Source organism: Thioclava sp. ISO4, from assembly GCF_058105145.1.
This window is the reverse complement of record NZ_CM176571.1, coordinates 1,367,234-1,392,893: the sequence shown is the minus strand read 5'-3', so window position 1 is coordinate 1,392,893 and position 25,660 is coordinate 1,367,234. Positions and strand designations below refer to the sequence as shown.

Annotated in this window: 25 protein-coding genes; 12 read left to right on the top strand and 13 right to left on the bottom strand. The window is 60.4% G+C overall.

All coding sequences use genetic code 11. From position 1 onward, the window contains the following. Nucleotides 1–19 precede the first annotated feature (19 nt). Entirely contained in the window at nucleotides 20–1,282 is a 1,263-nt protein-coding gene (locus AC2TZ7_RS07040; RefSeq protein WP_489866382.1) for a helix-turn-helix transcriptional regulator, read from the top strand. A 227-nt stretch (nucleotides 1,283–1,509) separates the two neighbouring features. On the opposite strand, the gene AC2TZ7_RS07035 is transcribed toward AC2TZ7_RS07040, so the two are convergent. Beyond that, nucleotides 1,510–2,475, bottom strand: a complete 966-nt coding sequence (locus AC2TZ7_RS07035; RefSeq protein ID WP_489866381.1) for a hypothetical protein — start codon at nucleotides 2,473–2,475, stop codon at nucleotides 1,510–1,512. A gap of 210 nt (nucleotides 2,476–2,685) precedes the next feature. After that, the gene (locus tag AC2TZ7_RS07030) at nucleotides 2,686–2,823 is read right to left on the bottom strand and encodes a hypothetical protein (protein WP_489866380.1); all 138 of its coding nucleotides are present in this window, start codon (nucleotides 2,821–2,823) and stop codon (nucleotides 2,686–2,688) included. A gap of 159 nt (nucleotides 2,824–2,982) precedes the next feature. Here AC2TZ7_RS07030 and AC2TZ7_RS07025 point away from each other — a divergent pair, with 159 nt between their 5' ends. Then, entirely contained in the window at nucleotides 2,983–3,381 is a 399-nt protein-coding gene (locus AC2TZ7_RS07025; protein WP_489866379.1) for a c-type cytochrome, read from the top strand. 221 nt (nucleotides 3,382–3,602) lie between these two features. Here AC2TZ7_RS07025 and AC2TZ7_RS07020 read toward each other — a convergent pair whose 3' ends face one another. Continuing rightward, the gene (locus AC2TZ7_RS07020) at nucleotides 3,603–4,883 is read right to left on the bottom strand and encodes a phenylacetate--CoA ligase family protein (protein WP_489866378.1); all 1,281 of its coding nucleotides are present in this window, start codon (nucleotides 4,881–4,883) and stop codon (nucleotides 3,603–3,605) included. Between the two features lie 555 nt (nucleotides 4,884–5,438). On the opposite strand from AC2TZ7_RS07020, the gene AC2TZ7_RS07015 reads away from it, so the two are divergent. After that, nucleotides 5,439–7,010 (top strand): oleate hydratase, encoded by a 1,572-nt coding sequence (locus tag AC2TZ7_RS07015; protein WP_489866377.1) that lies wholly within the window; start codon nucleotides 5,439–5,441, stop codon nucleotides 7,008–7,010. Between the two features lie 85 nt (nucleotides 7,011–7,095). On the opposite strand, the gene AC2TZ7_RS07010 is transcribed toward AC2TZ7_RS07015, so the two are convergent. Next, entirely contained in the window at nucleotides 7,096–7,785 is a 690-nt protein-coding gene (locus AC2TZ7_RS07010) for a winged helix-turn-helix transcriptional regulator (protein ID WP_489866376.1), read from the bottom strand. Between the two features lie 208 nt (nucleotides 7,786–7,993). On the opposite strand from AC2TZ7_RS07010, the gene AC2TZ7_RS07005 reads away from it, so the two are divergent. The 7 genes from AC2TZ7_RS07005 (at nucleotide 7,994) to queF (ending at nucleotide 12,532) form a co-directional block, all read left to right on the top strand. After that, a complete protein-coding gene (locus AC2TZ7_RS07005; RefSeq protein WP_489866375.1) occupies nucleotides 7,994–9,283 on the top strand; it encodes an FAD-binding oxidoreductase in 1,290 nt (429 codons plus the stop codon). Beyond that, entirely contained in the window at nucleotides 9,280–9,438 is a 159-nt protein-coding gene (locus AC2TZ7_RS07000; protein WP_489866374.1) for a BBE domain-containing protein, read from the top strand. Before AC2TZ7_RS07005 ends, AC2TZ7_RS07000 begins: the two co-directional genes overlap by 4 nt. 76 nt (nucleotides 9,439–9,514) lie before the next feature. Next, nucleotides 9,515–9,889 (top strand): group I truncated hemoglobin, encoded by a 375-nt coding sequence (locus AC2TZ7_RS06995; protein ID WP_489866373.1) that lies wholly within the window; start codon nucleotides 9,515–9,517, stop codon nucleotides 9,887–9,889. A gap of 399 nt (nucleotides 9,890–10,288) precedes the next feature. Further along, entirely contained in the window at nucleotides 10,289–10,990 is a 702-nt protein-coding gene (gene queC / locus AC2TZ7_RS06990; RefSeq protein WP_489866372.1) for a 7-cyano-7-deazaguanine synthase QueC, read from the top strand. After that, nucleotides 10,990–11,343, top strand: a complete 354-nt coding sequence (gene queD, locus AC2TZ7_RS06985) for a 6-carboxytetrahydropterin synthase QueD (RefSeq protein ID WP_489866371.1) — start codon at nucleotides 10,990–10,992, stop codon at nucleotides 11,341–11,343. Before queC ends, queD begins: the two co-directional genes overlap by 1 nt. Further along, nucleotides 11,340–12,050 carry a 7-carboxy-7-deazaguanine synthase QueE gene (gene queE, locus AC2TZ7_RS06980; protein ID WP_489866370.1) on the top strand — a complete coding sequence of 237 codons (711 nt, stop codon included), beginning with the start codon at nucleotides 11,340–11,342 and terminating at the stop codon, nucleotides 12,048–12,050. The genes queD and queE overlap by 4 nt, the downstream gene beginning before the upstream one ends. A gap of 17 nt (nucleotides 12,051–12,067) precedes the next feature. Continuing rightward, nucleotides 12,068–12,532, top strand: a complete 465-nt coding sequence (queF, locus tag AC2TZ7_RS06975) for a preQ(1) synthase (protein WP_098410126.1) — start codon at nucleotides 12,068–12,070, stop codon at nucleotides 12,530–12,532. Nucleotides 12,533–12,619: 87 nt separating this feature from the next. On the opposite strand, the gene AC2TZ7_RS06970 is transcribed toward queF, so the two are convergent. From AC2TZ7_RS06970 to AC2TZ7_RS06955, 4 genes are all read right to left on the bottom strand, one after another. Beyond that, the gene (locus AC2TZ7_RS06970) at nucleotides 12,620–13,135 is read right to left on the bottom strand and encodes a plastocyanin/azurin family copper-binding protein (RefSeq protein ID WP_489866369.1); all 516 of its coding nucleotides are present in this window, start codon (nucleotides 13,133–13,135) and stop codon (nucleotides 12,620–12,622) included. 454 nt (nucleotides 13,136–13,589) lie between these two features. Next, complete coding sequence (gene sigJ / locus AC2TZ7_RS06965) at nucleotides 13,590–14,519, bottom strand: RNA polymerase sigma factor SigJ (protein WP_489866368.1); 930 nt, start codon at nucleotides 14,517–14,519, stop codon at nucleotides 13,590–13,592. Further along, nucleotides 14,506–14,958 carry a carboxymuconolactone decarboxylase family protein gene (locus AC2TZ7_RS06960; protein ID WP_489866367.1) on the bottom strand — a complete coding sequence of 151 codons (453 nt, stop codon included), beginning with the start codon at nucleotides 14,956–14,958 and terminating at the stop codon, nucleotides 14,506–14,508. The genes sigJ and AC2TZ7_RS06960 overlap by 14 nt, the downstream gene beginning before the upstream one ends. A gap of 380 nt (nucleotides 14,959–15,338) precedes the next feature. Further along, nucleotides 15,339–15,635, bottom strand: coding sequence for an ArsR/SmtB family transcription factor (locus tag AC2TZ7_RS06955; protein ID WP_489866366.1), 297 nt, complete (start codon nucleotides 15,633–15,635; stop codon nucleotides 15,339–15,341). 76 nt (nucleotides 15,636–15,711) lie between these two features. On the opposite strand from AC2TZ7_RS06955, the gene AC2TZ7_RS06950 reads away from it, so the two are divergent. Continuing rightward, nucleotides 15,712–16,530, top strand: a complete 819-nt coding sequence (locus AC2TZ7_RS06950; protein WP_489866365.1) for an alpha/beta fold hydrolase — start codon at nucleotides 15,712–15,714, stop codon at nucleotides 16,528–16,530. A 1,164-nt stretch (nucleotides 16,531–17,694) separates the two neighbouring features. Here AC2TZ7_RS06950 and AC2TZ7_RS06945 read toward each other — a convergent pair. From AC2TZ7_RS06945 to AC2TZ7_RS06925, 5 genes are all read right to left on the bottom strand, one after another. Further along, a complete protein-coding gene (locus AC2TZ7_RS06945) occupies nucleotides 17,695–18,162 on the bottom strand; it encodes a hypothetical protein (protein ID WP_489866364.1) in 468 nt (155 codons plus the stop codon). A 97-nt stretch (nucleotides 18,163–18,259) separates the two neighbouring features. Then, on the bottom strand, nucleotides 18,260–18,694 hold the full coding sequence (locus tag AC2TZ7_RS06940; RefSeq protein ID WP_489866363.1) for a hypothetical protein: 435 nt from the start codon (nucleotides 18,692–18,694) through the stop codon (nucleotides 18,260–18,262). 327 nt (nucleotides 18,695–19,021) lie between these two features. After that, nucleotides 19,022–19,666 (bottom strand): helix-turn-helix domain-containing protein, encoded by a 645-nt coding sequence (locus AC2TZ7_RS06935; RefSeq protein ID WP_489866362.1) that lies wholly within the window; start codon nucleotides 19,664–19,666, stop codon nucleotides 19,022–19,024. Nucleotides 19,667–20,221: 555 nt separating this feature from the next. Further along, nucleotides 20,222–20,839 carry a response regulator FixJ gene (gene fixJ, locus AC2TZ7_RS06930; protein ID WP_489866361.1) on the bottom strand — a complete coding sequence of 206 codons (618 nt, stop codon included), beginning with the start codon at nucleotides 20,837–20,839 and terminating at the stop codon, nucleotides 20,222–20,224. Then, nucleotides 20,826–22,349, bottom strand: a complete 1,524-nt coding sequence (locus AC2TZ7_RS06925) for a PAS domain S-box protein (protein WP_489866360.1) — start codon at nucleotides 22,347–22,349, stop codon at nucleotides 20,826–20,828. Before AC2TZ7_RS06925 ends, fixJ begins: the two co-directional genes overlap by 14 nt. Before the next feature lie 878 nt (nucleotides 22,350–23,227). Between AC2TZ7_RS06925 and AC2TZ7_RS06920 the strand changes: the two genes are divergently transcribed. Further along, on the top strand, nucleotides 23,228–25,447 hold the full coding sequence (locus AC2TZ7_RS06920) for a choice-of-anchor F family protein (protein ID WP_489866359.1): 2,220 nt from the start codon (nucleotides 23,228–23,230) through the stop codon (nucleotides 25,445–25,447). Nucleotides 25,448–25,660 lie beyond the last annotated feature (213 nt).

The following is a 25,660-nucleotide window of genomic DNA, read 5'->3' as shown; positions in this document are numbered from 1 at the left end:
ATGTCAAAAGTTAATCGGCATGTTTTTTCAGTTTCGTTTTTTCTCGAGCGTATGGCTCGACGGTTCGGTAGCCGATCATCCAGTTGATTTCTTTGGGGGGGGGAAGCCGACTTGCCATCTGCCGCATGTGTTTTTTCAGAAACCTGCGCGCTTTGAGGCATGGCTCGTCTGCGTAGACCAAACTGACCTAATGCCGAATATTATTTCGCATCATGAGATCTACGACGCCGCGCTTGACGATGAGCTCTTCACCTTGCTCCCCGACATGCTCGCGCGAGAGATCGACATCCCGTCCGCGATCTTCATCTGGCTTCATCCAGGCGACTACCGAGAAATAACGGCCGGAACACAGGCGGACGCCAATCTCGACTACAATTCCTTCGAGGGTCACGACCCTTGGTTGGCCCAAGGCACACCGGAGAAGTGCGGCAAGGGACTTTTTCGGCTGTCAGACCACGTGAGCCCGCAAGAGTTCGAACGCAGCGAAATGTATAACGACTTCATCTTGAAGAACCGGATCGATCGCTATTGGTGCCTCGGCATGATGCAAGGCACCCGCGACGGTCTGGTCGCCACGGCGTTTCATAAGGGCAAGAGCGGGGGCGATTTCACAGTCCCCGAGGTGCAGACGCTCGGCGCACATGTCGAGGACCTGGGACGGTTGCACAATATCCGCCGGGAGCTGCACCGCGCCAGTATCCGGCAGGTTACCGCAACCGACCACAGCCTGCTCGACGATGCCCCGATTTTCGAACTCGACCATGAGGGGCGCCTTGTACGCATGAACGGGATGGCCGAGATCCTTGTCGAACTCCATCCGCTTCTGGCGCTCGACTTCGAACGGAAATTGCGCTCACGCGGGGCGATGCACCAGGGTTTGCACCAAGCCATTGGACGCTCGACGGATGCGGTAAAAAGCGAGGCCGGGTCGCTCGATCTACCTCAGATGCGCGCGACCGACGGACGCATTATCCCGAGGCTGAGGCTGAACCTGCTACCGCGAACCGACGGCGGCCGAAAGGTCTTGGTTATCGTGACGAGCGAAGAAGAGGATGGGCTACGCAATCTGGTCGAAGCCCCGCGTGAGAAGATGCGGCTCACCCCGCGCGAGCGGGACGTTCTGCACGGATTGGTCCGAGGACGTCGACGGGACCAACTCGCCCATGACCTCGAAATCGCTATTCCGACAATCGATCTGCACAGCGCCAATCTCCGCCGTAAACTCGGGGCACGGACGATCGTGGAGGCCGTCGCGATCGCCTTGAAGTTTGGGCTGATGTAAGTCCTGCGACTTGCGTGCCTGACATCGCTCACCGGTATATCGCGATGATCTTAGTGGGGTTCGAGGCATTTGCCATTCTGTGAGCCGATATAGGCATGCCCACCACAGTCTGCTTCGGCGGCGCGCTCACTGGAACCGCCTGGCTTGGCGCCAGACGGAACCATGTCATCCGGTCGACGATCTGTTCTTTTGCTTGAGCCTTTGCGGCAGGCGAGACGCTTGCGCAATCAGCCCAGCACCCGCGACCTTGTCCGCAGCAAATCAAGCGGATTGTAGAGTGTCATGATGTAGAAGAAGGCGATCATGTAAATTGTCGCCGCGCCGAAGAGCTGCGCCGCCTCCGCTGACACGCCCATGCTGTAGGGCCCGCCCCAGGTTTCGGCCGTGCTCCAGATTGCGAATGACAGCAGGAAGCCGACCGGCGCCATGATCCTCAACCCGCGCCCGCTGATCAGGGATGCCGCCACCAGTGCCTCGGTCAGCGCCACAAGGATCGCGACCAGATGTGGACCCATTGCGTTTGTCACTCCCAGAAACAACTGGTCGTAGCTCGCGGCAAGCGTGCCTTTCATATCCGCCTGCGCAGACGTGAGAAAATCCGTGAAGTGGTTCAGGAAGTAGGGCTGGAATTTCAGCAGCGCATCATATCCCCAAAGCAAACCAAAGCCATTCCGCGCGAGGGTCAGCATCTCGTTCTTCGACACATCCGGATCTGTCCGCAGACGCTGCACACCGATCAGGAACGCGAAGACCACGACATAGGGAAGAGCAACCCCGGGGTCTGTCCCATCTTGGCCGAAATCCCCACCATGTTGAAACACGATCCAGACGAACCCGGCATAGCCGATCCCGACCCAACTCATCGGGATCACACCGCGGTTGGACAGGATCGACAGGGCGACTGCCAGCTCCACGAAAGCCAGGACGATCACCAACAGGTGCAGAACCGGGCTCGAGGTCGGAAGTCCCAGCGCCTGAGCCGACGCGACTTTGTGCTGCCAGCTCAGAGAGGTCCATGCGTCGTAGATGAGCACGATACCGAAAAGGACCTGAATCCATTTAAAACTGGCGTAGCTGACCGAAGATGTCCGCGTGCTGTCCTCGCCCTCCATCCCAAGCGCGGCCAACGCTCGGCGAAAACGCCCTTCTGAAACAGGAGCGCCGCCAACAGGTTTCTCTATCGCAGATTTCATTGTGCTTTCCTCCTCTGGGACGCCATGCAAGACAAAGCTTCATCGCTGATGTCCCGACGTCTGAGGATGTCTGCGTAGGTCTCCAGGGTCTCTATGAGCATTGACTCCCGTCAACACGCAGCTTCACACCATCGACATCCCAAAGTGAGAGCCCATTGGTCACGGGACCTGGAAGCGCGAATTTCGTTTCGCCGAGCAGGAAAGCTGTCATCAGGATGTCAGCGCAAAGCGTAGAATGGTTGTTTCGCGCTGTTTGAATGCGGCGCCTTCTGGCCCGCCAAGCTCGCCGTCATCGGCAAAGTTGCTTAGCATCGGATGGCGCAGTTTCTCGACATGTTCCATACGCAATCAGATCGCCCGGACAGGTTCGGAAAGGAGCGATCGGTTTTGCCCGACGATGCTCCTTTCTCAACGCCAAGCGACCGGGATGTCATTGACGCCCGTCAGTGCGCAAAATCGGTCACCTGCTTTGCTGGGAAGTGTTCGAAATCCTGGGAGGAGAAAGCAATGAACCGTGTGGTGATTTCAAGCGTGGCAGCACTCCTGCTGCTGACAACAAGCGCTCTGGCGCAGGAGGATGCCGGTCGCGAGGAATTCATGGTCGCCTGCGCTGGATGCCATGGCGAGTCAGCGAAGGGGAATGGCCCGTTGGCAGGGCTGCTGGATATTCAGACACCCGACCTCACGAGCCTTGCGGCAGAGAAGGGCAATGGCGAATTCCCGTTCGACTACGCGCTTCGGATGATAGATGGGCGAAACGAGACGCGGGCGCATGGCAGCAAGATGCCGGTCTGGGGGGACCGTTACGCGGCCTCGGCGACCAGCGAGCGCGGAGAGACGGCGGACATGGTGGCCCGGGGGCGCATCCTGTCTCTCATCTATTATCTGGCCTCGATACAGCAGTAGCGCCCTCGCGCGACCCGAGCTCCGACCGGCCGGTTCGCCGCCTAAGAGGCCATCCGGCGCAGGGGCATTCCGTGCTCAGCCCGCGATGCCCGTCCTCGCGGGCTGCAGTGCGGCGCCCCCTGTCTGACGATTGTCGGCTTTGGGCCGCCTGTGAACGAAGGCCCGGAAATCCCGGCGCGTCTTCTGGCAGCATCCCGCGCCGGGGAGCCATGATTGACGCGTCACGGAACGACACCTGCATCTCTATCTCGCAACGGCAAGACCTCGTGGAACTTTCCGCTCGCCGTGAATTTCACCGCCTCAAGGCTTCCCCTCACCACGACATTCTCCAAGCCATTATCGCGAAACACCCGTTGGACCGACGCTATGAGGTCTTCGAAGACAGGCCCAGCCGTTACCTCGTCAGCCAACTGCACGCGCAGTTCGAACTCTCTCTCGCCGGTCTGGATCAGCTGCACACGCTGAGCGTCGTCGTGCTCCAGATCGAAGACGAGCGGCGACAGCGTCACCTCGCCCACGCGAACCAGCGTCGCCTGGCGCCCCTCCACCTCGAAACTGCGGAATGGCGAGCCGCAGGGACACGCGTCCTGATAGAACCGAACGCAGTCACCGAGATCGTATCGGATGAAGGGCTGCACCTCGTTCGCAAGCACCGTCAGGAGCACGGTCGCCGACAGCCTTCCATCTGGAACAGGCCGCATAGCCTCGTCGACCGCTTCAAGGATGACCCAGTCCTCGTTCACGTGCTTTCGTCCGTGGCTGCAGGTGAAAGCAAGCGCAAGGCACTCGGTGCTGCCATAGAAATCCGCGATGCCGTATTTCAGCGAGGGGAAGGCTCGCAGGACCCTCCTGCGCAGGTCTTCGGCGAGCGTCTCGCCTCCCGTGCTGAAAAGCGCCGGTTCGATATGCAGGCGCCCCGCTTCCTTTTCTCGGACGAGGATCGCCAACATGCTCGGGTAGGTCACGATCCAGGCCACGCTCGGGATCGCATTGAGTTTGGCGACGAGCTGGTCGATCGGCTGTTCGGCCTCGATGAAGTTCAACCCAAGCCCCTTTGCCAAGGACGGATTGAGCCGCTGCATCAGCTTGTTGAACCCGTTGCCGGCGAAATGACCGTTCCCGCCGGTGACCGTCACTCTCACGCCGAGCTTTCGCACGTCGCGCATGAGCCGCCAATGGTAGCGCTCGAAGCGCGCCATCATGATCCCGTAGTAATATTCCACGAAAGACGCGGGCAGGACGATGACCGCAGGTTCCCCCGACGTTCCGGAGGTCTGGAAAACGGCCACATCGTCAATTGGCACACCCGCATTTTCGATGTCCCGAAGATGCGCGCGCGCTTGTTCTAGAGAAAGGGTACGGATCGTCAGCCACTCGTCGAATGCCCGCATGAGATCGGGCTTGCGCGTCACCGGCAAATCGCGGAGCTCGATCTCGCTCGAAGGTCGCAGGTCTCGATAGAGCCTGCCGAACAACGGCGAGTCGCGCCGCGCCTTGTCCACGAGGTGTCGCAGTCTCCGAAGCTGTCTGGACTCGATACGCTTTCGTCCGCCCCAGCTCGTCCAAAGCCCGTCGGCACAGTATCCCAGTGCTCTGAGTAGACTGAAACGCATGTCTGCCTGCGATGCCCTTCCACCTGTGGCGTTAGAATATCCGTCGGATGCAGAATAGAGCACCGGGGTCAGCGCAAATTGACCTTCGTCAAAGCGCAACAATATGCTGGATCGTCATCACACAGCATACCCTGAAAACATGTAGTTGCGCAGTGACCGACATTCAGGCGAAGGGCAGTTTAGGGCCGAAATTTTCCCTCTCCCCAAAGGGGGAGCATGGATATTAGCGGCAGCAAGCACGAATGGCCGGTTCCATGCTCAGGCTGTGTGGGCAGTCCGCCGCATGACGCGCCTGCCCCGCCCCCATGCGAGCGGGTGGAGCAGGAGTGAACTCGGCGAGCAATCTTCTTCGTCCGTTTCTCATAAAATGCTAGAATTCGCCGTGTCGCCAAGGATTTCGGCGGCAGCGAAGGAAATTTGGACTGCAGAGAACGAGGCTCGGCGATGGAAGCGACAACGGAACGACATCACATCGTTGGCGGCGGCATCGCGGGCCTCGCCACGGCGGTCTTTCTGCTACGCGACGCGGGCGTGGATGGCGCGGCGATCCATGTCTACGAACAACTCGGCACCGCGGGCGGTTCGCTGGACGGATCGGGCGATGGCGAGGACGGGTATCTCGTCCGCGGCGGCCGGATGTTCGAAGAGCATTTCGCCTGCACCTTCGATCTGCTCGGCTCGATCCCCTCGGCCGACGATCCCGCCACCTCGGCAGCACAGGACATCTTCGCCTTCAACCGCATGGTGCCCGGCTCGGCCAATTGCCGCATCGTGCGCGATGGCAAACCGGCAGAGGACCGCTATGACCTCACGCTCACGGCGCAGGACATCGTCGATATCAACCGCCTGATCCTGCATCGCGAAGGATCTCTCGGGGCCGAGACGATCGAGGACTGGTTCCAGCCCACGTTTCTGGACAGCAACTTCTGGCTGATGTGGTCGACGATGTTCTCCTTCCAACCATGGCATTCCGTGGTCGAGATGCGGCGCTACCTGCGACGGTTCATCCATCTCTTTCCCGGTTTCACCCGGATCGCCGGCATCCTGCGCACCCGCTACAATCAGTATGACTCCCTGATCGCGCCAATCGTGAGCTGGCTGCGCGACCGAGGCGTGCAAATCGTCACCGGCACGCAAGTCGTCGACGTGCGGATCGAGGGCTCGCGGCAAGACCGCCGCGTCACTGCGCTGGCCTTTGCCAGCGGCGAGGAGATACCGGTCGCCGAGACCGACAGGGTCTATCTCACGCTCGGGTCGATGACCGATGCGTCAGTGACGGGGGCGAACGATCGCGCGCCCAGCCGCGATGACCACGAGGGCGGTGCCTGGACGCTGTGGCGAAAGCTGGCGGCGGAACATGAGGGCTTCGGTCGCCCGGAGGTGTTCTGCGGCGAGACCGACAAAACCGCTTGGCATTCCTTCACGGTCACGCTCGACAGCCCCGATTTCTTCGAGTTCATGGAGGATTTCACCGGCAACCGCACGGGCACGGGCGGGCTCGTGACCTTCGCGGACTCGGGCTGGACGCTCTCGATCGTGCTCTTTCACCAACCCCATTTCCGCGGCCAGAAACACGGCACCTATGTCTTCTGGGGATATGGCCTGCGCGGAGATCGTCCCGGCGACTTCACCACAAAACCGATGTGGGAGGCGACCGGCGACGAGATCCTGACCGAGCTGTTCGGCCATATGGGCCTGACGCCCGAACAGCAGGGCTGGTTCAAGACGGCCCGCGTGATCCCCTGCCGGATGCCGTTCATCACCAGCCAGTTCATGCCCCGCCAACCCGGGGATCGCCCCGACACGCGGCCCAGCGGCGCCAGCAACTTCGCGATCATCGGGCAATTCTGCGAACTCCCGCGCGATTGCGTCTTCACGGTGGAATATTCCGTCCGCTCGGCCCGGGCCGCGGTGGCGAGCCTGACGGGACGGATCACACCTCCCCCGCCGGTCGCACGCACGGACCTCGACCCCAAAGTGCTCTTCAACGCCGCGCGGGTGCTGATGGGCATGTAGCCGTTCAGAACGTGCGGCCTGTGGCCGATGCCGGCACGGTCTGCCACAGCCTTCGACGACGCGCTGACCGCAACGGCGACGCGGCTCAGGAGGCCAGCTTCTTCTCGGCTGCGAAGGGGCTGAGGCCCAGCCATTTCTGCATCGAGCCCACCACCTCTCGAGGCCCGATAAGGTCGAGCTTGCGGGCGGCCTTCGATACGGTCGTGAGGCCCATCCAGATCTCCGTCATCGTGCGCAGATCCGTCGTGACGAAGAGGTCCACATCGAACCCCGGATCGACCTGACACAGATCGACATCGCCGTTCGCCTCCACGATCAGCCACCACGAGGATTTCGACGCCGCGAGTTCGGGAAAGTGGAAATTCAGGACAGTCCGGCCCGGAGGAAGCGGGGAAGGATCGAGATTGCGGCGCATGTCCCACATCAGCAGCGACACATCGAGCCGTTCCAGAGACGGCTCGGATTCCACCCATTTCTGCCCCCAGATCCCGAAGGCCTCAACGAGCGGCAGCAGGTCCTTTCCCGCATCGGTCAGAAGGTAGTCGACGGCTTGAGTGCCCTCGACCGGGTGTCTCTCGACGATCCCGGCCGCCTCCAGCTCCCGCAGGCGTTGAGCGAGCAGAGAGCGCGACATACGTGGCACGCCCCGCCTGATATCGTTGAACCGGGTGGACCCCGCCACGAGCTCTCGCACGAGGACCATCGTCCACCGCGTGCAGAGGATTTCGGCGGCCATCGCGACCGGGCAAAACTGGAAATAGCTGGCGTTGGACATCGGAGACCTCCTCCATGGCTTTCCCCAGCATAGCGCAAATTGGCGTTTCTGTATCCAACCCTGTGTCTGCGGTGGCCGGTCCAGTTTCGCCACTGGTTTGAGATTCGGAGCGCCGTCATCCTTATAGAACCGTAATCAATCGAACTTGGCAGACACGCAAAGGAGTAAATCGCATCGCCGTGCGCCATGGTCTCATAGGGAGGAAGACATGTCGGAATTCATTGAACTGAACGGGTTGGACGGTGCGCGCAAGAAAGTCACCAGCGCGGATCGCGAGCCCCTAGCCGCCGCCTTGCGCGGCAAAGTCCTGATCGAGGGAGATGCGGGCTATGACACCGCGCGGTCGATCTGGAACGGGATGATCGACCGCAAACCGGGGCTTGTCGTGCACGCGATGGGAGCCAGTGACATTCAGGCTGCGGTCTCTTTTGCCGCCGAGAAGGGATTGCGCATGGCCGTGCGGTCCGGCGGCCACCAGATTGCCGGCCTCGCAGTCGAGGACGGCTCGCTGATGCTGGACCTGTCGGGCATGCGCTCGGTTCACGTCGATCCCGAAGCTGGGACAGCCCGGGCCGAGCCGGGGGCGACGCTGGGCGATGTGGATCGCGAGTCGCAGGTGCATGGGCTTGCGGTTCCTCTCGGCGTGAACTCCACCACCGGGATTGCGGGGCTGACACTCGGCGGCGGCTTCGGCTGGATCACCCGGAAATACGGGATGACCATCGACAACCTTTTGTCGGCCGATGTCGTGCTGGCCGATGGGCGCTGCATCCGGACATCGAAAACGGAGCATCCGGACCTCTTCTGGGCGCTGTGCGGCGGGGGCGGTAATTTCGGGGTGGTTGCGTCTTTCGAATTTCAGGCACACGCCATCGGCACCGAGGTTCTGTCCGGCCTCGTCATCCACCCATTCGCGGAGGCTGCCGCCCTGCTGCCGAAGTTTCAGGAGATATGCGACAAGGCCCCGGACGAGCTGACGGTCTGGTCGGTCCTGCGCAAGGCGCCTCCCCTGCCGTTCCTTCCCGAAGACTGGCACGGGCGGGAAGTGCTGATCTTCGCGGCCTGCTATGTGGGCGACATGGCCAAGGGCGAAGAGGCCATGCGCGAGCTGAGGGCCCTTGGCACGCCCATCGTCGATGTGATCGGGCCGCACCCCTTTACCAGCTGGCAGGCGGCCTTCGATCCTCTGCTGACGCCCGGGGCGCGAAACTACTGGAAGAGCCGGGATTTCCTGAAACTCGGATCCGGCACGATGGAGGCGATCCTCGGCGCGGTGGAAGACCTGCCCGATCCGCAATGCGAGATCTTCATCGCCCATGTCGGCGGCGCGATGGCCCGCGTCCCGTCAGAGGCGACCGCCTTCCCGCAGCGCGACAGCCATTTCACTATGAACGTCCACACCCGTGGGACGACCCGGCGAAGGATACGGCCTGCATCACCTGGGCGCGTGACCTGTTCAACGCGACGGCGGCGGATGCGGCGCCCAGCGTCTATGTGAACTTCCTGCCCGAAGATGACGCAGACCGCCTCGCGGAGGCCTATGGCGGAAACCTGAACCGGCTGCGGGAGATCAAGGCGCGCTACGACCCCACGAACCTCTTCCGGGTCAACCACAACATCCAGCCGCAGCAGGTCCGGCAGGCCGCGCAATGAGCCTCTACCCCGGGCGCGTCCCAACGCCCGGGGTCACGCTGCCGATGCACTGCATAGTCACCAAGGAGCCAGAACGATGGAACAGACCCTTTATGAACGGCTGGGCGGGAAGCTCGGAATCAAGGCCCTCGTCGATGACGTCCTCGAGGCGCATATGCAAAACCCGGAGATCAGCGCCCGCTTCCTGCCATATCGCGAGAGACCGGACGACCTGAACACAGCCAAAGCCCATCTCTGCGATTTCTTCGGCGCTGGCAGTGGCGGTCCCGAGCAATATACCGGCCGCGACATGGTGGCAGCGCATCGCGGCATGAATATCAGCACGGGCGAATACATGGCCGCGATTGATGACATCATGTCGGTCATGGCCGCGCATGATATCGACGAACAGACCCGCAAGGACGTGCTGATGATCAGCTATTCCCTCAAGGGCGACATTACGAACCAGTGAACGTGTCTGACGGGAAGGCTGTGCCTCCAAGCATCGGACGCAGTTTTGGGAGCGTCGATGCCTTTTAGGCACCGATTGGTCGGCACTGACACTCGGCGCGCCAAGCTCCGGCGACCGAGAGGGAGGAAGTTGAACCGAGGTGTCCGGTCCACTGGAAGCGAGGCCGAGCACTACCCCGTTCGTTTGCCCTCCCAAGCGTCGCAATAGTTCGGCAGGCGACACCACAAGCATAGGTCACGAAAAGTGGCCGTGCGTCCGAATTTCCGGGCTTCTCTGGCCATGAGCCCCTCCATGTAGACGCATCTACGGTGCCGCCGCCCTTGCAGAGCCCTGCCCCATCCTTTAGAGGCCCGCTCAACCGGTCGCAGCCTACCCGGTCATCAAAACAAGGGTTCAAATATGAAGACTCTCGTCATCTGCTCGGGCGGACTCGATTCCGTATCACTCGCCCATATCGTCGCCGCGGAAAATCACCTTACGCGGCTCGTCTCCTTCGATTACGGACAACGGCACCGCAAGGAACTTGATTACGCCGCCGCCGCCGCGCACCGCCTTGGCGTGCCGCATCATCTCATTGACATGCGCCCGATCGGGGCCGCGCTGACCGGGTCGGCGCTGACCGACGATATCGACGTGCCCGACGGGCATTACGCCGAAGAGACGATGCGCATCACTGTCGTCCCGAACCGCAACGCGATCATGCTCGCGATCGGCTTCGGTGTGGCCGCCGCAAATGGCGACGAAGCGGTGGCGACTGCGGTGCATGGGGGCGATCACTTCATCTACCCCGATTGCCGACCCGCCTTCACCGAGGCCTTCGATGCGATGCAGCGGATGGCGCTCGACGGCTATGCCGATGTGCGGCTGGAGACGCCTTTCGTGCATCGCTCCAAGGCCGACATCGTGGCCGAGGGCGCCAAACACGGCACGCCCTTTGCCGAGACGTGGTCGTGCTACAAAGGCGGTGAGGTGCATTGCGGGCGCTGCGGCACCTGCGTCGAGCGGCGCGAAGCGTTCCATCTTGCGCGCGTCGAAGACCCGACCGCCTATGCCGATCCCGATTTCTGGGCCAAGGCCGTCGCCGAAAAGGAGGCCCGCTGATGTTCCGTATCCGCAAGGAATTCCACTTCTCCGCCTCGCACCAGCTCTCGCATCTGCCTGCCGATCATCAATGCGCCCGGCTGCACGGGCATAATTACATCGTGGTCGTCGAGCTGGCCGCCGCGACGCTCGATGAGAACGGGTTCGTACGCGACTACCACGATCTGAAACCGCTCAAGACCTATATCGACGACACCTTCGACCATCGCCACCTCAACGACGTGATGGAGGTGCCCTCGACCGCCGAGAATATGGCCAAGCATTTCTACGACTGGTGCAAGGCGCGTTGGCCCGAGACCAGCGCGGCGCTGGTCAGCGAGACACCCAAGACCTGGGCGGAATACCGTCCATGACCACCCTGCGCATCGCCGAGATTTTCGGCCCGACCATTCAAGGCGAAGGTGCGCTGATCGGCGAGCCCACGCTTTTCGTGCGCGCGGGCGGCTGCGATTACCGCTGTTCGTGGTGCGACAGCCTTCACGCGGTCGACAGCGCCTATCGCCACACATGGGCTCCGATGAGTTCCGAGGACGTCTGGGCTGAGCTGCGCCGCCTGTCGGGCGACCGCCCGCTGACGATCTCGCTCAGCGGCGGAAACCCGGCCATTCAGGATTTCGGACCGCTGATCGCGCTCGGGCGGGCTGCTGGCTACCGTTTCGCCTGCGAAACACAGGGCTCTGTCGCGCGGCCGTGGTTCGGCGATCTCGACACGCTGGTGCTGTCGCCCAAGCCGCCCTCGAGCGGTGAAGAGGTCGATTGGGACGCTTTTGCCGAGTGCGTGGCAGCCGGACACGCGGCCCGCAGCACCGTGATGAAGATCGTGATCTTCGACCGCGCGGATTACGACTGGGCCAAGTCTGCCCATGCCCGCCACCCCGATCTGCCGCTCTTTCTTCAGCCGGGAAATCCCGAGGTCGATCCCGAAGTTCCGGTCGACCCGCAGGATCTGGCCGACCGGCTTGGCTGGCTGACGGACACCGCCATGGCGGACAGCTGGTTCGCCCCCCGTATTTTGCCGCAGTTGCATGTCCTGATCTGGGGCAACAAACGCGGCGTCTGACCCATCGGAGACCGAAAATGACAGACTCGATCTATAGCGATCTCAAGCAGCTCGGCGGCGCGACCCGTATCCCGGCAAGCCCGGAAGAGGCTGAACTCGAACGCGTGGCCAATCCGCAGGCCGATATCAGCTACAACGTCCGCTTCACGGCACCTGAGTTCACGTCGCTCTGCCCGATGACGGGGCAGCCCGACTTCGCGCATCTGGTGATCGACTATGTGCCGGGGCAATGGCTGGTGGAGTCGAAATCGCTGAAACTTTACCTCACCTCATTCCGCAATCACGGGGCGTTCCACGAGGACTGCACGATCTCGATCGCGCGGCGACTGGTCGATTTCCTCGAGCCGCAATGGCTTCGCATCGGCGGCTATTGGTATCCGCGCGGCGGCATCCCGATCGACGTGTTCTGGCAGACCGGGGCGATGCCCCAAGGTGTCTGGATCCCCGATCAGGGTGTTCCGCCCTATCGCGGGCGTGGCTGACCTTCGCCGCGTCTCGGCCTCGGGGTTAAGCCTTCATGCTTCGCCCCGGGCCAAGCCTTTGCGTGACGGTCATCGGACCTGTCGAGGTTACTCGACACGCACCAGCGTCCACATCCCCATGACGTAGTGGCCAGGAATGTTGCAGTAGAGGATGTATTCGCCCGGCTTCAGCGTCACCGTAAGCGCGCCGCTCTGACCGGGATCGAGTTCCGAGACCTCGCCGAGATGGCCGGCCTTTTCTTCGTCGACCCGCATCTCGTCCTTGTTGTATGGCAGTTCCTCGGTCGCGCTCTTGATCGGGGCCACGATCATCTCATGCACGGTGCCCTCGGAGTCGTTCTTGACCTCGAAGGTAACCTTGCCCGCAGGCACGACCGACGGTGTCGCGGCAACTCCCATCGTAGCCTTCGAGACCCGCTCGCCGGCGCCAGCCATATTGAAGCCCATGGGCGGCAGCTGACCCAGATCGTCCATCGAATTGTCGCCCTTGTCCCAGAGCGAAACATTCACGGTGGTTGCCTCGGCGGCCATTGCTGGCGTGATAGCCAAAATTGGCAGAGCCGCGAGGGCGAGGGCAATAGCGGAGCGTCTCGTGAATTTCATCTTCAATTCCCTTCTCTGTCCTGAGTTTTTTAGTTTTCGGAGCAGGGATAACTCCTTGTGGGAAAAGCTGTTTTGACCCAGATCACGCATCACGCCACTGTGACGGTCCGGCCCAATTCGCGTAGCTAGCAGCCATGTCGTGACGGCTTCCAGTAAGTGGGGACGCGCCGCACTCCACTGGCGTTCTCGCGCGGGGGCATGACGATACCAAAGGGGGTTCTCCGATGATTGGGCGTCTTGACCGTCTTTCGAATTGATGGCCGCGCGCCGGACCGCGCTTTATTTCCCAGAACATCGACATCTATCGCGCGCCATCCTGAGACAGTGGAGATACCTGGCTATCTACGATGCAGCGTATCGCGTGCGAGGGAGGATGCGCGACTGGAACGCCTTCGCTTCTAAGCATGGGAGCCGGTCTCAACCAGACGAAACCCACGATGTGGCTTAGTCCTCATCAATTGGCCGAATAGCATGGAGGGCGCGACCCTTCGGGTGGAAATCTATCCTCGGCAGGATGAACATGCCGCAGCTTCTCGGGATTTCGGACGATCCATATTGCTTTGATCTTGCCGGAATGAACCGCGAAGGCCGAGGTTTGCAGGATTCCATTTTCCCGCACCACATATCCTGTCGCTCCGTTGATCAACAGCGGTCTCGGCACAGGCCCATTCGTCAGCTTACCCTTCCGGGCCAAGCCTTCGAAGAAGCGCGCGGCGTTACGGCTCCCTCTCAGCACGTTGATCGCCGCCGGAACTTTGCCGCCGCCATCCGTATGCACCTCGATATCTTCAGCGAAGATTTCCAGCAGCCGATCCATATCGCCCTCGCGGCTTGCGGCCCAGAATGCGGCAACAAGCGGGTGGGTCTCCTCTGCCCGTTCCTGCGCGCTCTGATCGGCACCGGCAAGCTTGCGTCTAGCCCTCGAGACCAGCTGCCGACAATTTGCGGAAGACTGCCCGACGACCACCGAAATCTCGTCGAAACTGTAATCGAACCCGTCGCGAAGAATGAATGCCGCGCGCATCTCGGGCGATAGTCGATCGAGCGTGAGCAGGAGTGCGATCCCCACATCCTCGGTCAGGATCCAATCACTCTCGGCATCCGTCGCGTGCTCGGTAACAATCGGCTCAGGCAGCCATGCCCCCACATAGGTCTCACGCCTCTTCTGCGCCGATCGCAGATGGTCGAGGCAAAGGCGCGTGACGACGGTCGAAAGCCATTGCGCCGGACGTTCGATGCCGGAAAGACCAACGCTTTGCAGTTTCAGCGCCGCGTCCTGAAGGATGTCTTCCGTCTCCGAGACTGACCCGGTCATTCGATAGGCGAGCCCCGCCAAGCGGCGGCGCTCTCTTTCGAAAACCTGCTGTGTCTCAGGCAGCGGCATGATCGCGCTCTCTGATCTTGTGGGTAGACCGGAACCCGACCGCGAAACGGTTCCAGGAGTTAATCAACGTAACAGCGAAAGTCAGATCCACGCATTCGCGCTCCGTGAAAACATTTCGGAGACGCTGGAAGACCTCCCCCGAAGCGCCCTGTTGCTCGATCCTTGTCAGAGCTTCGGCCCAATCGAGTGCGGCGCATTCGCGCTCGTCAAACACAGGGCTTTCACGCCAGGCCGCCAGCACATCGAGCTTTTGCTGCGATACACCCGCCTCGCGCGCGGCAGGCGCATGCATATCGAGGCAATAAGCGCATCCGTTGATTTGCGACACGCGCATCTTGATAAGCTCCCGTAGCATGAGCGAAATCGAAAGCTCCTTCGTCGCTTCCTCGGCTGCCCTCATGGCCTTCATGGTCTCGGGGGCCGCTTCGAAGTAGTTCATTCGGGGCGTCATCGGCATCTCCTTAGGTTATATACTAGAAGACGAGACAGCCTCCCGCTTTGTGACAGGCTGAAAGAAAATCTCTCTGTTCAGGTATTAGACCTTTGGTCAGCTTTGCTACGCGGGCAGAGACTGCTTTTCATCCGGTCGCAGCCCCAATCACCAGCCCCTCTGATAGTGGTTATGCGCAAGCCTCCAGACCGATCTGCGTCACCCAATCGCGGACAATACGCGCATACTGGCGGGGCGAGATCTCGATGGGTCTCAGCCAGCTCAAGTCGAACCCGGATCGCCAGACATGTTTCGGCTTCAAAGGGCGCTTCTGGCCGACGATCCGCCTCTTGCCTGCTTCGACGCGCCGCCTTGTCGGCTCTGCACCCTCAGCTGGCGGTCGAGGCCGCAGAAAGTTCATGGCCCAGCCAATCCAGGTAGCCGCTAATCGCGGCCTCATTCCGTTTGCAATATGACCATTTCCGATGCTTTTGCACCGAGATGAAGCCCGCCTGTCGGAGAATGTCTAAATGCCTGCTGGCGGTGGGCTGGGCGACTGCCAGCGCCTCGGCAATCAGCGTCATGCAGACACCGAACTCCGCCGGATCGGCGGACCACTGGTGGGCAAAGTGCTTTCCCGGCTCTGCCAACAGCTGAAGGATGCGCAGTCGCGGCTCGCTTGCCATAGCCCGGATTTGTGTTGATCTGTCCATACGCCCTATCATATCGTCATTTAGCTAAATAACAATATAAGTGATTGCAATGCTGGATCTTCCGAACACCACGATCATCGATGGCAATGCCGTTCGCTGGGGCAAGATCGGGAACGGGCCACCGTTGGTCGCGATCCACGGCACCCCGTTTTCCTCGCAGGTCTGGCGCAGGATCGCGCCAGAGATCGCCGATCGCAGGACCGTCTACTACTTCGATCTGGTTGGCTATGGGCTTTCCGAAATGCGTGAGGGGCAGGATGTGTCTCTCGGCGTGCAGAATAAGATTCTTGCTGCCCTGTTTTTTGAATGGGGCCTCGAACGCCCTGACGTTCTGGCCCATGATTTTGGCGGCGCCACTGCACTGCGCGCGTGGTATCTGAACGGTCTGCGCTATGCATCGCTGATGATCTTCGATGCAGTTGCCCTTGCGCCTTGGGGATCGCCCCTCGTCCAGCATGTGCGCATGCATGAAGCCGCGTTCACCGGGATGCCAGACTATATGCACCGGGCGCTACTGCGCGCCTATCTGCAGACGGCTGCACACAAACCGTTGTCCGAGGAGGCCTTGGAGGTCTACAGCGCGCCCTGGCTCGGGCCGATTGGTCAAGCGGCGTTCTACCGGCAGATCGCCCAGATGGATCAGCGCTTCACAGATGAGGTCGAAGCGCTCTACGACCGCCTGGACTGCCCGGTCACCGTGCTTTGGGGGCTCGAGGACGACTGGATTCCTTATGAGAAAGGCATAGCGCTTGCCTCTTTGATCTCAGGGCGCCCCGTGATCCCGGTCCCCGAGGCCGGGCATCTGGTGCAGGAGGATCGCCCAGAGGTTCTGATGGCGGCCGTGCTGAAAGGCCTCAGCGATAGATGACCGTCAGCGTTCTCCGCATTCCTGAGCTTCCCGAGACGAGAGATGCCGCGTCACTCCGCCGATGGCCGCTTTTCGGATGCGGCGCCGTGAGGTTGAGCCAAGCTCGAGAAGGTCCGGTCGCGGTTGCGCATCTCGCCAACGACCCGGCTTTTGAAAGGGGCGCGATTTGGGCTTTCGGGTCACCGTCGTCAACTCCGCTCCCGGCAAGAAATCTCAGCTGAACACTCCAGTTTCAAACTGCCAGATTTCAAAGCTCAGACCACATAAAGCGATTGCCGGTTGGGGCTGGATGCAGCTTCAGTGGCAAGTCATCAAGAGATGCGCGGACGCCTAAATTTCGCCTTAAGGTTGTTTTAACCTAGGGTGAGGAGGCACATTTTTGCTTCTCATTGATTTTGGAATATTTCTTAGGAATTTGAAATGGATTGGAAGTTTTCCAGAAGCGCCACTGCAGAGACGAACTCTCTCGATGAAGCGACCCCAGGTCAAAACAACAGCGCCTCAACGAGCAGAAACTCACGTTGCGTGGCTCGGCGCCTTCTCCCAAAGCGTTGCATTGTCTACTGCGGCGAACCCGGTGTGATCAGAGATGAACTCGCCCAAATCTGCGAACATGAGGGCGCAAGGCTGCTCACTTGTTCGGAAGGAGCGCTACCCGGCGCTTGGCTTGCGCTTCACACCGAAGAGATCGACATCTTGATGGTCGATGGCGATTACTTGGGGGAGATGGAAGACACAATTGATTACTGCATGCGCGTGAGACGTGCCTGCCCCTCGCTCCCTGTGATACTGGTCTCCAGCGAAATGCGGGCGGATGACCTCACCTGCGAGCGTATGCAAGCCTGCGATGTAACTCTCAAGGCACCCGTCTCTCAGGCTCGGCTTGAAAACGCAGTCATAGCCGCCCGTCAGAACAATGCGTTCTTTCTGTCACGCCTTCATCCTCAGATCACGGTGCATGTCCACTGGGCTTAGGTAGCGGCCACCGATCTGATCGGGCTTACATGACTCTGCGTCGAGGCGTCAGGCATCAACGGCATCGCTGCGCAGAGGAACGGACCTCGATAAAGCAGGACTTGTCGATCGTGCAGAACTGAAACGCACTGCAACACCCACCAGCCTCCGATCGCGGATGGGCGAGAGACCCCTTGCAGGTCAAGGCGACTACCGTTTCGACGGATCGAAGAATTGAGCGCCTTGAACATATTTCGGTTTGATCTCCGCGTAGATCGGCGCCCATTTATACTTGGTCACGCGGCAGGCAAAGCGCAGGACGTCCCGCTCTCCTGAGAATTCGTCGAAGTATCGAAGGTCCGTAATCATGATATGCCCGCCTGACGAGATCGAGGACACCTTCAGGCCATTTAACAGAGCGGTTTTGGAATAGCTTCCCTTGCTCAGGTGTAATCCGCACACCGCGATCCTGCCTTGGTGTTCCTCGACACCATAGGCGATCATAGTCTCGCCGTTCAGCTGTCCGCTCCACTTGATCGTCGTGCGCGCGAAGGACTTCGTCAGCGGATCGACCGGCCTAAGGTAGGTGTCCCCGGTTTGGGCGGCATAGCCTGCCGTTCCCAGCAAAGGGATCAGCAGGGCCGACGCAACGCGCATGAATTTCTGCAGATGCTTCATGACGATCTCTCCTTCAGTGAGCTGGTTGGCAGCTTGATGCCAGACAGGGGCGAGGGAAATGACCGACGTCAATCGCCGTGCCCCGCGCAGGCGGGTGCTACTTGATCGGCTTGAACTCCCCGTCGGCAGCGCCCTTGCCATCGGCCTTGAAGTCGGCCCGAACCCGCACGGTTCGACCGCATTTGTCGAAGGTCCAGATCTCCGACCAGCGGCCTTTTTGAAGTTTGCCCCGCGCAGTGAAGACGACTTGTTCCTGCACGGCGACCACCTTGGTATCGACCAGCTTCGCTGTCTTGCAGGTTCTGGGGTCTTGGAGATGGGCGACGGTCGCCGCGATCTGCCACGCTTGGAGCGCGAGGGCCGGTGAGTATTTCGTGTAGGAGGCGCCGGGCATGGCCTCGTTGACCGTGGTGGCACCGAGAGGCGCGGCAAACGCGCAAGTGACCAAGATCATCAACGCCCCGATCAATGCTGAAATCCTTAGACGGGATGATCCGGGGTAGTGAGCCGAGTTCTGAACAAAGCCGGTCATGAGAATCTCCAAGTAGCTTTGGACATGTTTACGCTCACCACCTTCGGCGTCATTGATCCTCGTCAGCGCCCCAGACGTCGAAGCCGACCTGCCACTCGTTTTCCGCCCCTCAAAGCTGAGACGCTGCATGATGCCACGCCATGCACGAATGTCTCAAAAGGAATACGGCCGGCCCGAAGGCGCGGGGCGCTGCAAGGTCGGCTAAGGGCCCAAAACCTCCTTCCGCCCAAAAGGGCGGAGAACCGCCGTTCGCTGCGATCTCATGAGGCTTTTGGATATTGAGAGAAGGGGCATTCAGCAACAAGACTGACGCTATCGATCATTCGATTATTCGATCATTTCCTGAAGCGCCTCCAGCGCTGAAATTTCGATGCACCGGGCACTATGCAGCCGAATTAGCCCGTCCTTCTTCAGCCTGCTCAGGCCGCGGGAAACTGTCTCGATGGTCAGACCAAGGTAATCCGCGATATCGGAGCGGGTCATGGAGAGCTCCACGTAATGCTGCCCTCCCTGACGGTTGGCCATATCGAGCAAGAACGATACAAGACGCTCGCCCGCGTATTGCCGACCAAGAACCAGCTGTTGACTTTGCGCGGCGAGAAGGTGTGCCTTGAGTGCGCTCAGCCAAACTTCAGTCAGGGAAACCTGCACATCGTGAACGGCAACCGAGCTATCCTCGATCGCTTCCGCAAAGAACTCATAAGTACCGTGCGCGGCAAAACCGAAGACCTCGCCCGGCATGCAGAAGGCCAGGATCTGGCGCCGGCCATCAGCGAACAGATGGTAGAGACGAACCATCCCGCCTTTAACCGTGAAAATCTTTCCGGCGTGGTCACCCTGTCCAAAGATGAGTTCGCCTGCAGCATAGTTGGTCACCGGGTTCACCGGGGAGGTGGCAAACGTGTTCTTGTGATTTCCAACCTTCGCAATCCGGGCCAGTGCGGCGAATTCGCGGTTGCTTTGAATGGTCATGGTGATCTCCCTGTCCTACGCAGGAAGATTCATCGCGCATATCCATCGTTTGCGAAATTCGGAGATGCCCGTATGGGATTCTACTTAGAGCGAACCTTTGGATTGAGGCTGCGCGCGACTGCCTCGACAAGCCGTCCCCCAAGGAGGGGCTTTAGCAGGACGGTGCCCCTGAAGGTATCAGGCATCGTCGGTAGGCGGTCGGCCAACAGAACGACTGGAACGGCAAAACCAGTGACCAAGCGCCAGCCATCCTCCTCTGAGGAGATAGCATCGTCGTCAATCACCACGCAGCCGATTTCTGCTGACCCCGCTACCTCCCGCATCGTCCGGAGACTGGCGGCCGACATGACGAGCAAGCCCTCTGCCTCAAGGGCAAAGGCTATGGATCGTCGCAAACCGTCATCCTGTGCAACGACGAAGATAAATCGCCTCGTATCCAGCTGTGCTCTCCTTGCGACAACGCAGAGATTGCTTCCCTCGCGTATGGTATTACTGCCGCAAACAAGCGCGTCCGACGTTGAGGTAAGTCAATTTGAGAGATGTGCAGGCGCCCGGCTATCGCGCGAGGAGTCCCGCTGCGAGCGCCATGCGCACGAGTTCCGGAAGACTCCCGGCAGCCATCTTGGACATCACTGCCGCCCGATGGACCTCGACCGTGCGGGGACTGATATTGAGATCGTAGGCGATCGTCTTGTTCGGAAGTCCTGACACGACACCGGACAACACCTCCTTCTCCCGTCCGCTAAGACGGTCGAGACGGCTGCGAATGGCATCGGTGTTCTCAACCTCACCTTCTGCCTCCATCTCGGTCGCGATGCGGTTTATCGCCTCGATCAGAGTTTCTTCTTCGAAGGGTTTCTCAATGAAGTCGCGGGCACCCGCTTTCATTGCTTCGACAGCCAGCGGCACGTCGCCGTGGCCCGTAACCACGATCGCGGGGATGCGAATCCGAAGGCGTTCCAGCTGACAAAGTAGCTCGACTCCATCGATGTCCGGCATCCTTAGGTCGGTCACCAGGCACGCTTGTTGGATCGTTGGTGCTGCAGCGAGGAAGTCGGTCGCAGACTGGTGCTGTCGCACTGTGAAACCCGCCATCGTGAGCATAAAGGAAAGTGACTTTCTCACCACTTCCTCGTCGTCGACGAGGTGGACCACAAAATTATCCGGCAGCATTTGCTCTCTCACCTTCGTAGATTGGCAGGGTGAAACGGAAGGTCGCTCCGCCATCGAGATTCTTCGACACTTCGATCATGCCCCCATGAGACTCGATGATGCGTTTGCAGATCGAGAGCCCGATCCCCATACCTCCGGACTTCGTCGTCACGAACGGTTTGAACAGCCGCGGTGCGATCTCCTCGGAGATCCCTGACCCGGTATCGGAGACCTCGACGATCACTTGCTCAGGACCATCTGCGAAAGTCCGAACGCTCAGCCTTCTGGCATCGCTGTTGCGCATGGCTTCGATCGCATTGCGCATGAGGTTGGTCAACACCTGTTGTATCTGAACGCGATCGACCAACAGCGGGCCCACTGTTGGATCGAATTCGAAGACCGACTGAACGCCCACGTCGTTCGTGCCCATCAACGCGAGAGCGCTCGCCTCCTCGACGAGCTTGCGGAGATCCTCGACGGAATTCTGGCTCTCACCTCGAACAACGAGTTCCCTCAGGTGGCGGATGATCTGGCCCGCCCGATGCGACTGCCGGGCCATTTCCTCGACCGCTTCTCGCATTCTGGCAGCGGTTGCATCGGGGACTTGGTGCAGCAGGCGAGTGCAGCCCTGCGCGTAGTTGGCAATGGCTGACAACGGCTGATTCAACTCGTGGGCCAGAGTGGAGGCCATCTCGCCCAGTTCGTTCAATCGTGCGAGGCGCGCCAACTCCGCCTCAACCTCTTGCAACTGTGCGCGCGAGTTGGTGCGTTCGGTCAGGTCTTCGACGAAGCCGGCGAAGAAAATCTCCTCGCCGTGGCGGATCTCCCCGACCGTCAGCTTCATGGGAAAGGTTGAACCGTCCTTGCGCCGCCCGACGACGATCCGGTCGATGCCGATTATGCGCTTCTGACCCGTAGTGAGGTAGCGCTGGATGTAACCGTCATGCTCGCCATGATACGGCTCCGGCATCAGCATGTTGACGTTTTGCCCGACGACCTCGTCTTCGGGGTGGCCGAACTGCCTTTCGGCTGCCGCGTTGAAGGATGTCATGGTTCCATTGGCGTCGATGACAATCGTCGCGTCCGGCGACGAGTTGAACAGGGTGCGCAGATGTGCCTCGCGCTCCCGAAGCTCCTTCTCAGTGTCATCCATCTGCCGACGCGTGCGATGGAGCATCTCGCCCATCCAGGTGATGACAAAAGTGACGACCAGGAATACCGCATAGGGCAATAGAGGTATCGCCTCGAAACGATGTAGATCGAATAGCGCCGCACTTCCAATGACCGACAATCCGATCGCGAGAAGAGCCGGACCTATTCCCCCGATCACTGAGGCGATCAGGATTGCTGGAAGGAATATGATGAGGAGCGAGCCGTCGTCGAGCACGCCCCGAAGGGCGAGCCCAACCAGTGTGACAGCAGACGCCGCGACTGCTGCGATCGAGTATCGGTGGAGTTTTCGCCGAAACAGCGCACCAGCGGCGGAGCGCTTAAGCCCTTTCCTACCATCTTTTACCTGCTCCGCCGTCACAGCTCAGCTCCCAGCCTCCGGGCTCAAACCCAGCTTGCCGGCGACTTCATTATCATCGCCGTCAAACAGGTAATTACGCCCTATGAACCACAACACTCGCAGGCCGCGGCAGCACAAGACCGCACATTTCCGAAAAGGAGTATCTCCGGTATAGCTTTGTTTCTCAACCCATTGAGGTGAAGGAAGTCCAACAGTGCTCAAATGCGTGGACGAAACACCGCGAACTCGAGCAGACAAGCCTGCCCTCTCAATGTTGCGCCGGATAAAAACCTGCAAAGAGCGGCTGCTCTGCAGCACTTCGTGAGGCAGGTGAACGACCGCCATCGGCCGTTCACGGCATTCCCCGTGACGGACGGAATTCGTTCCTTCGCTGCGCTCATTGCGAATGTCTGGTTCCGCTCAACAGCGAAGGTTATCGGACCCGAAACCAGATTATCTCCGCGCTCGATATGCCTTTCCCCAAGCGAAAAACGCCCGCCAAATCTCGCTCGCAAACATTCTGAAGCCAAATCGCTGGACCCATTTTATACGCCGGGACGGCCCAATGGCGGTCCACTTTCACTGCGATCTGTCCGCTTTCTTTCCGATTTGGCCGTCGGGCGGCGGCGACACGAAAGTGACGATTTGTATTGGCGAAGGCGCGGCCCCGCCTTCCCGTCTCTATTCCGCAACACTCACACCGGATTACGAACTCGTTGGTGCAAATCAACTCAAGCGGCTGGGGATGTGTTATCCTCGAGGCTGAAGTCCGTGCGAGGGAACTTCAGAAACGCGCCGAGGCAAACGCACGGACATATCGTCAGTACGATCGAGTGAAGAGTTGCTTGTTTCGCGTGCGAATTTTATCGTGGCGATCGCCTTGGGAATGGGGATAAACAATGACGCATACACTACTCACCAATTTGAAAAGAACCGTAGCGCCGGCGGCTTTGCTTCTGTGCCTCGGGAATCCGGCCTGGTCGGGCACATTTGATGACGCGCCCGTCATCAGCGTGACCGGCGATGGGCTTATCTTCTCCGATCCGGCGGAAGGCGTGGAGCCGCCCGGCCTCAAGGCCGTGACGGGGGATATCAACGCCGACTTTCCCAACACGAACAATCCGAAGGATATCACCAACTGCCTGATGGCGAACACGCCGGATTTCACCTGCACGGCCCCTCCCGGCTCGGGCAAACGGGTGAAGACGCAGCTGACCGGCCCGACGCCGATGGATATCATGCTCTCGACGCAATCGAGCAGCGGCATCACGGAATACTACACCTACGGCAAGACCTCGAACCTCACCGGCGCCCGTATTCTGGCCTTCAAGGTGCAGCTCGGCACCGGGTCGGGTGACAGCTTCACCCCCTTCGATACGGCCGATCCCACGACCGCGGCACTCTTCGATCCCGATTACAACTCGAAGTTCAACCTGCCCGACGGGCTCTTCGGCGATGGCGGTCAGGAAGAGGCAGGTATCGGCTTCTTCGACAGCACCTCCGCCGAGATGACGATCGTGAACAACGCCAACACGCTCGACGCGACGGACCTGTCGAATAGCGTTCTGGCCACCTATTTCGGCAACTCTCTGATCGACAACAGCATGCTGCCGAAAGCCTTCTTCTGGGACGCGACCGGCACGCCTGTCGCCTCGGACGAGGACCAGCTCATCGCGTGGTACAACCTGAGCGCCGACCAGTGGCAGTATGGCAATCTGGGCGTCGACAGCTCGACCTATCTGGATGACAAGCTGCAGGCGATGGCCGACTCGCTGGGCGTGACGGTCGCGGATCTCGGCTATACCGGCGGCGGCGCCGTGCCTGCCGATATCGTCGCGGCGATGCAGGCCAATGGCCTCTATACGCAGGACGTGGTCGAAGACCTTCGCAACCTCAACCTGAACTACATCATCGATCTCGGCGATGTAGCGGGCAGCAACGTCACGATGCGCATCGCGCCGATCTTCGCGCCGATCGTCGAGCAGACCGCGACCCCCTACCAGTTCGCAACCGCCGGTCGCCTCGATGCGGCCGCCAACATCCCCTATCTCGATATCGGGAACGCAGGGACCTATCAGACCGCGATCAGCGACATCATGGCGATCGAGGATCCGGTCGCGCGCAACGACATGCTTGAGACGACGGGTTACAGCTTCCTGCCCGCCTTCAGCGCTGTCGGCTTCGAATTCGGGCAGAACATCACGAAAGGGATCGGTCGTCCGGTTGCGCAGACGCAAAACGGATCGGTCACGCTTTCGACGATGGGCGGGCCGACCTCGTGGAAGATCGGGGACGACACCTATGCCTTCGTCTCGGCGGGTGCGCAGAAAGCCAATTACGACCGCACCACCAATGCGATCGGCTATGACGTCAACTCGCATTACATGATGCTCGGTGGCGAGAAGTTCGTCGACAATCAAGTCTCGGTCGGCGTCTTCGGCGGCTACTCGGACGGCACGTCCGACGCCGATCAAAACCGTGGCAGCGTCGATGGCTCCGGCGGCTTCGTCGGTGGCTTCGCGCGGACGGCCTTCGGCAATGGCGGCGCGGCGCAGTTCATGATCGGCTATCAGGATCTTTCCTACGACATGAGCCGCAATGTCATGGGATCGACCGCACGGGCGAGCACGGATGGCCATCAGGTCTTCGGCGCGGTCGATGCCGAGTACATGTTCGGCCAAGACCGCTTCCGCTACGGTCCGACCGGTTCGTTCGAACTGTATCACCTCTCGGTGGACGGCTTCGATGAAACCGGCGCCGGCGCGTGGAACCTGTCCGTCGGGGATCAATCCGGGACTGTTATCGTCGCTTCCGCCGGGATGCGCGGCCAATATGCGCTGTCGTCGAGCGCACAGGCTCCGACCCTGTCCGGCGCGATCAAATACAACAAGGTCAGCGGCGACGATCAGCTCGTTCAGACCGCCTTCGTCGGGCTGCCCTCCAGCGCAACCCCGGTCGACGGCTTCAACATGAACTGGGTGACCGCGGACCTCGGGATCGATGTGCCGCTCGGCCAGACCGGGACGTTCTCCTCCAGCCTGCATGCCGGGATCTCGGGGACCTTCTCGAGCGACTATGAGAGCCACGCGCTGCAGCTTTCCTTCAACGCGAAGTTCTGAGCGCGAAGTTCTGAGCGCTCACAGGCCTAAACGAAGACACCGCGGCGCTTTTCGGCGCCGCGGTGCTTGTTTTTGAGGCTCCATAGGAAAACAGTCGCTACTGATGATGACGGGCTCTCCAAGATTCTTATGCCCTCGCCTTATCGCAGCTTCGTCCAGATCGCGTTCTGCTCGTGCAACGATTCGTCGATATAAGGCTGTCGACAAGAAGGC

Excerpts from the sequence above, each read along its gene's own strand:
- AC2TZ7_RS06950 (WP_489866365.1), top strand. The coding sequence starts at position 15,712 with ATGCTGGATCTTCCGAACACCACGATCATCGATGGCAATGCCGTTCGC.
- fixJ (WP_489866361.1), bottom strand. The coding sequence starts at position 20,839 with ATGCTGCCGGATAATTTTGTGGTCCACCTCGTCGACGACGAGGAAGTG.
- AC2TZ7_RS07015 (WP_489866377.1), top strand. The coding sequence starts at position 5,439 with ATGGAAGCGACAACGGAACGACATCACATCGTTGGCGGCGGCATCGCG.
- AC2TZ7_RS07025 (WP_489866379.1), top strand. The coding sequence starts at position 2,983 with ATGAACCGTGTGGTGATTTCAAGCGTGGCAGCACTCCTGCTGCTGACA.
- AC2TZ7_RS07005 (WP_489866375.1), top strand. The coding sequence starts at position 7,994 with ATGTCGGAATTCATTGAACTGAACGGGTTGGACGGTGCGCGCAAGAAA.
- AC2TZ7_RS06935 (WP_489866362.1), bottom strand. The coding sequence starts at position 19,666 with ATGACCATTCAAAGCAACCGCGAATTCGCCGCACTGGCCCGGATTGCG.
- AC2TZ7_RS06940 (WP_489866363.1), bottom strand. The coding sequence starts at position 18,694 with ATGACCGGCTTTGTTCAGAACTCGGCTCACTACCCCGGATCATCCCGT.
- AC2TZ7_RS06945 (WP_489866364.1), bottom strand. The coding sequence starts at position 18,162 with ATGAAGCATCTGCAGAAATTCATGCGCGTTGCGTCGGCCCTGCTGATC.
- AC2TZ7_RS07035 (WP_489866381.1), bottom strand. The coding sequence starts at position 2,475 with ATGAAATCTGCGATAGAGAAACCTGTTGGCGGCGCTCCTGTTTCAGAA.
- queE (WP_489866370.1), top strand. The coding sequence starts at position 11,340 with ATGACCACCCTGCGCATCGCCGAGATTTTCGGCCCGACCATTCAAGGC.
- queC (WP_489866372.1), top strand. The coding sequence starts at position 10,289 with ATGAAGACTCTCGTCATCTGCTCGGGCGGACTCGATTCCGTATCACTC.
- AC2TZ7_RS06970 (WP_489866369.1), bottom strand. The coding sequence starts at position 13,135 with ATGAAATTCACGAGACGCTCCGCTATTGCCCTCGCCCTCGCGGCTCTG.
- queD (WP_489866371.1), top strand. The coding sequence starts at position 10,990 with ATGTTCCGTATCCGCAAGGAATTCCACTTCTCCGCCTCGCACCAGCTC.
- AC2TZ7_RS07010 (WP_489866376.1), bottom strand. The coding sequence starts at position 7,785 with ATGTCCAACGCCAGCTATTTCCAGTTTTGCCCGGTCGCGATGGCCGCC.
- AC2TZ7_RS07040 (WP_489866382.1), top strand. The coding sequence starts at position 20 with ATGTTTTTTCAGTTTCGTTTTTTCTCGAGCGTATGGCTCGACGGTTCG.
- AC2TZ7_RS06960 (WP_489866367.1), bottom strand. The coding sequence starts at position 14,958 with ATGAACTACTTCGAAGCGGCCCCCGAGACCATGAAGGCCATGAGGGCA.
- queF (WP_098410126.1), top strand. The coding sequence starts at position 12,068 with ATGACAGACTCGATCTATAGCGATCTCAAGCAGCTCGGCGGCGCGACC.
- AC2TZ7_RS06995 (WP_489866373.1), top strand. The coding sequence starts at position 9,515 with ATGGAACAGACCCTTTATGAACGGCTGGGCGGGAAGCTCGGAATCAAG.
- sigJ (WP_489866368.1), bottom strand. The coding sequence starts at position 14,519 with ATGCCGCTGCCTGAGACACAGCAGGTTTTCGAAAGAGAGCGCCGCCGC.
- AC2TZ7_RS06920 (WP_489866359.1), top strand. The coding sequence starts at position 23,228 with ATGACGCATACACTACTCACCAATTTGAAAAGAACCGTAGCGCCGGCG.
- AC2TZ7_RS06955 (WP_489866366.1), bottom strand. The coding sequence starts at position 15,635 with ATGGCAAGCGAGCCGCGACTGCGCATCCTTCAGCTGTTGGCAGAGCCG.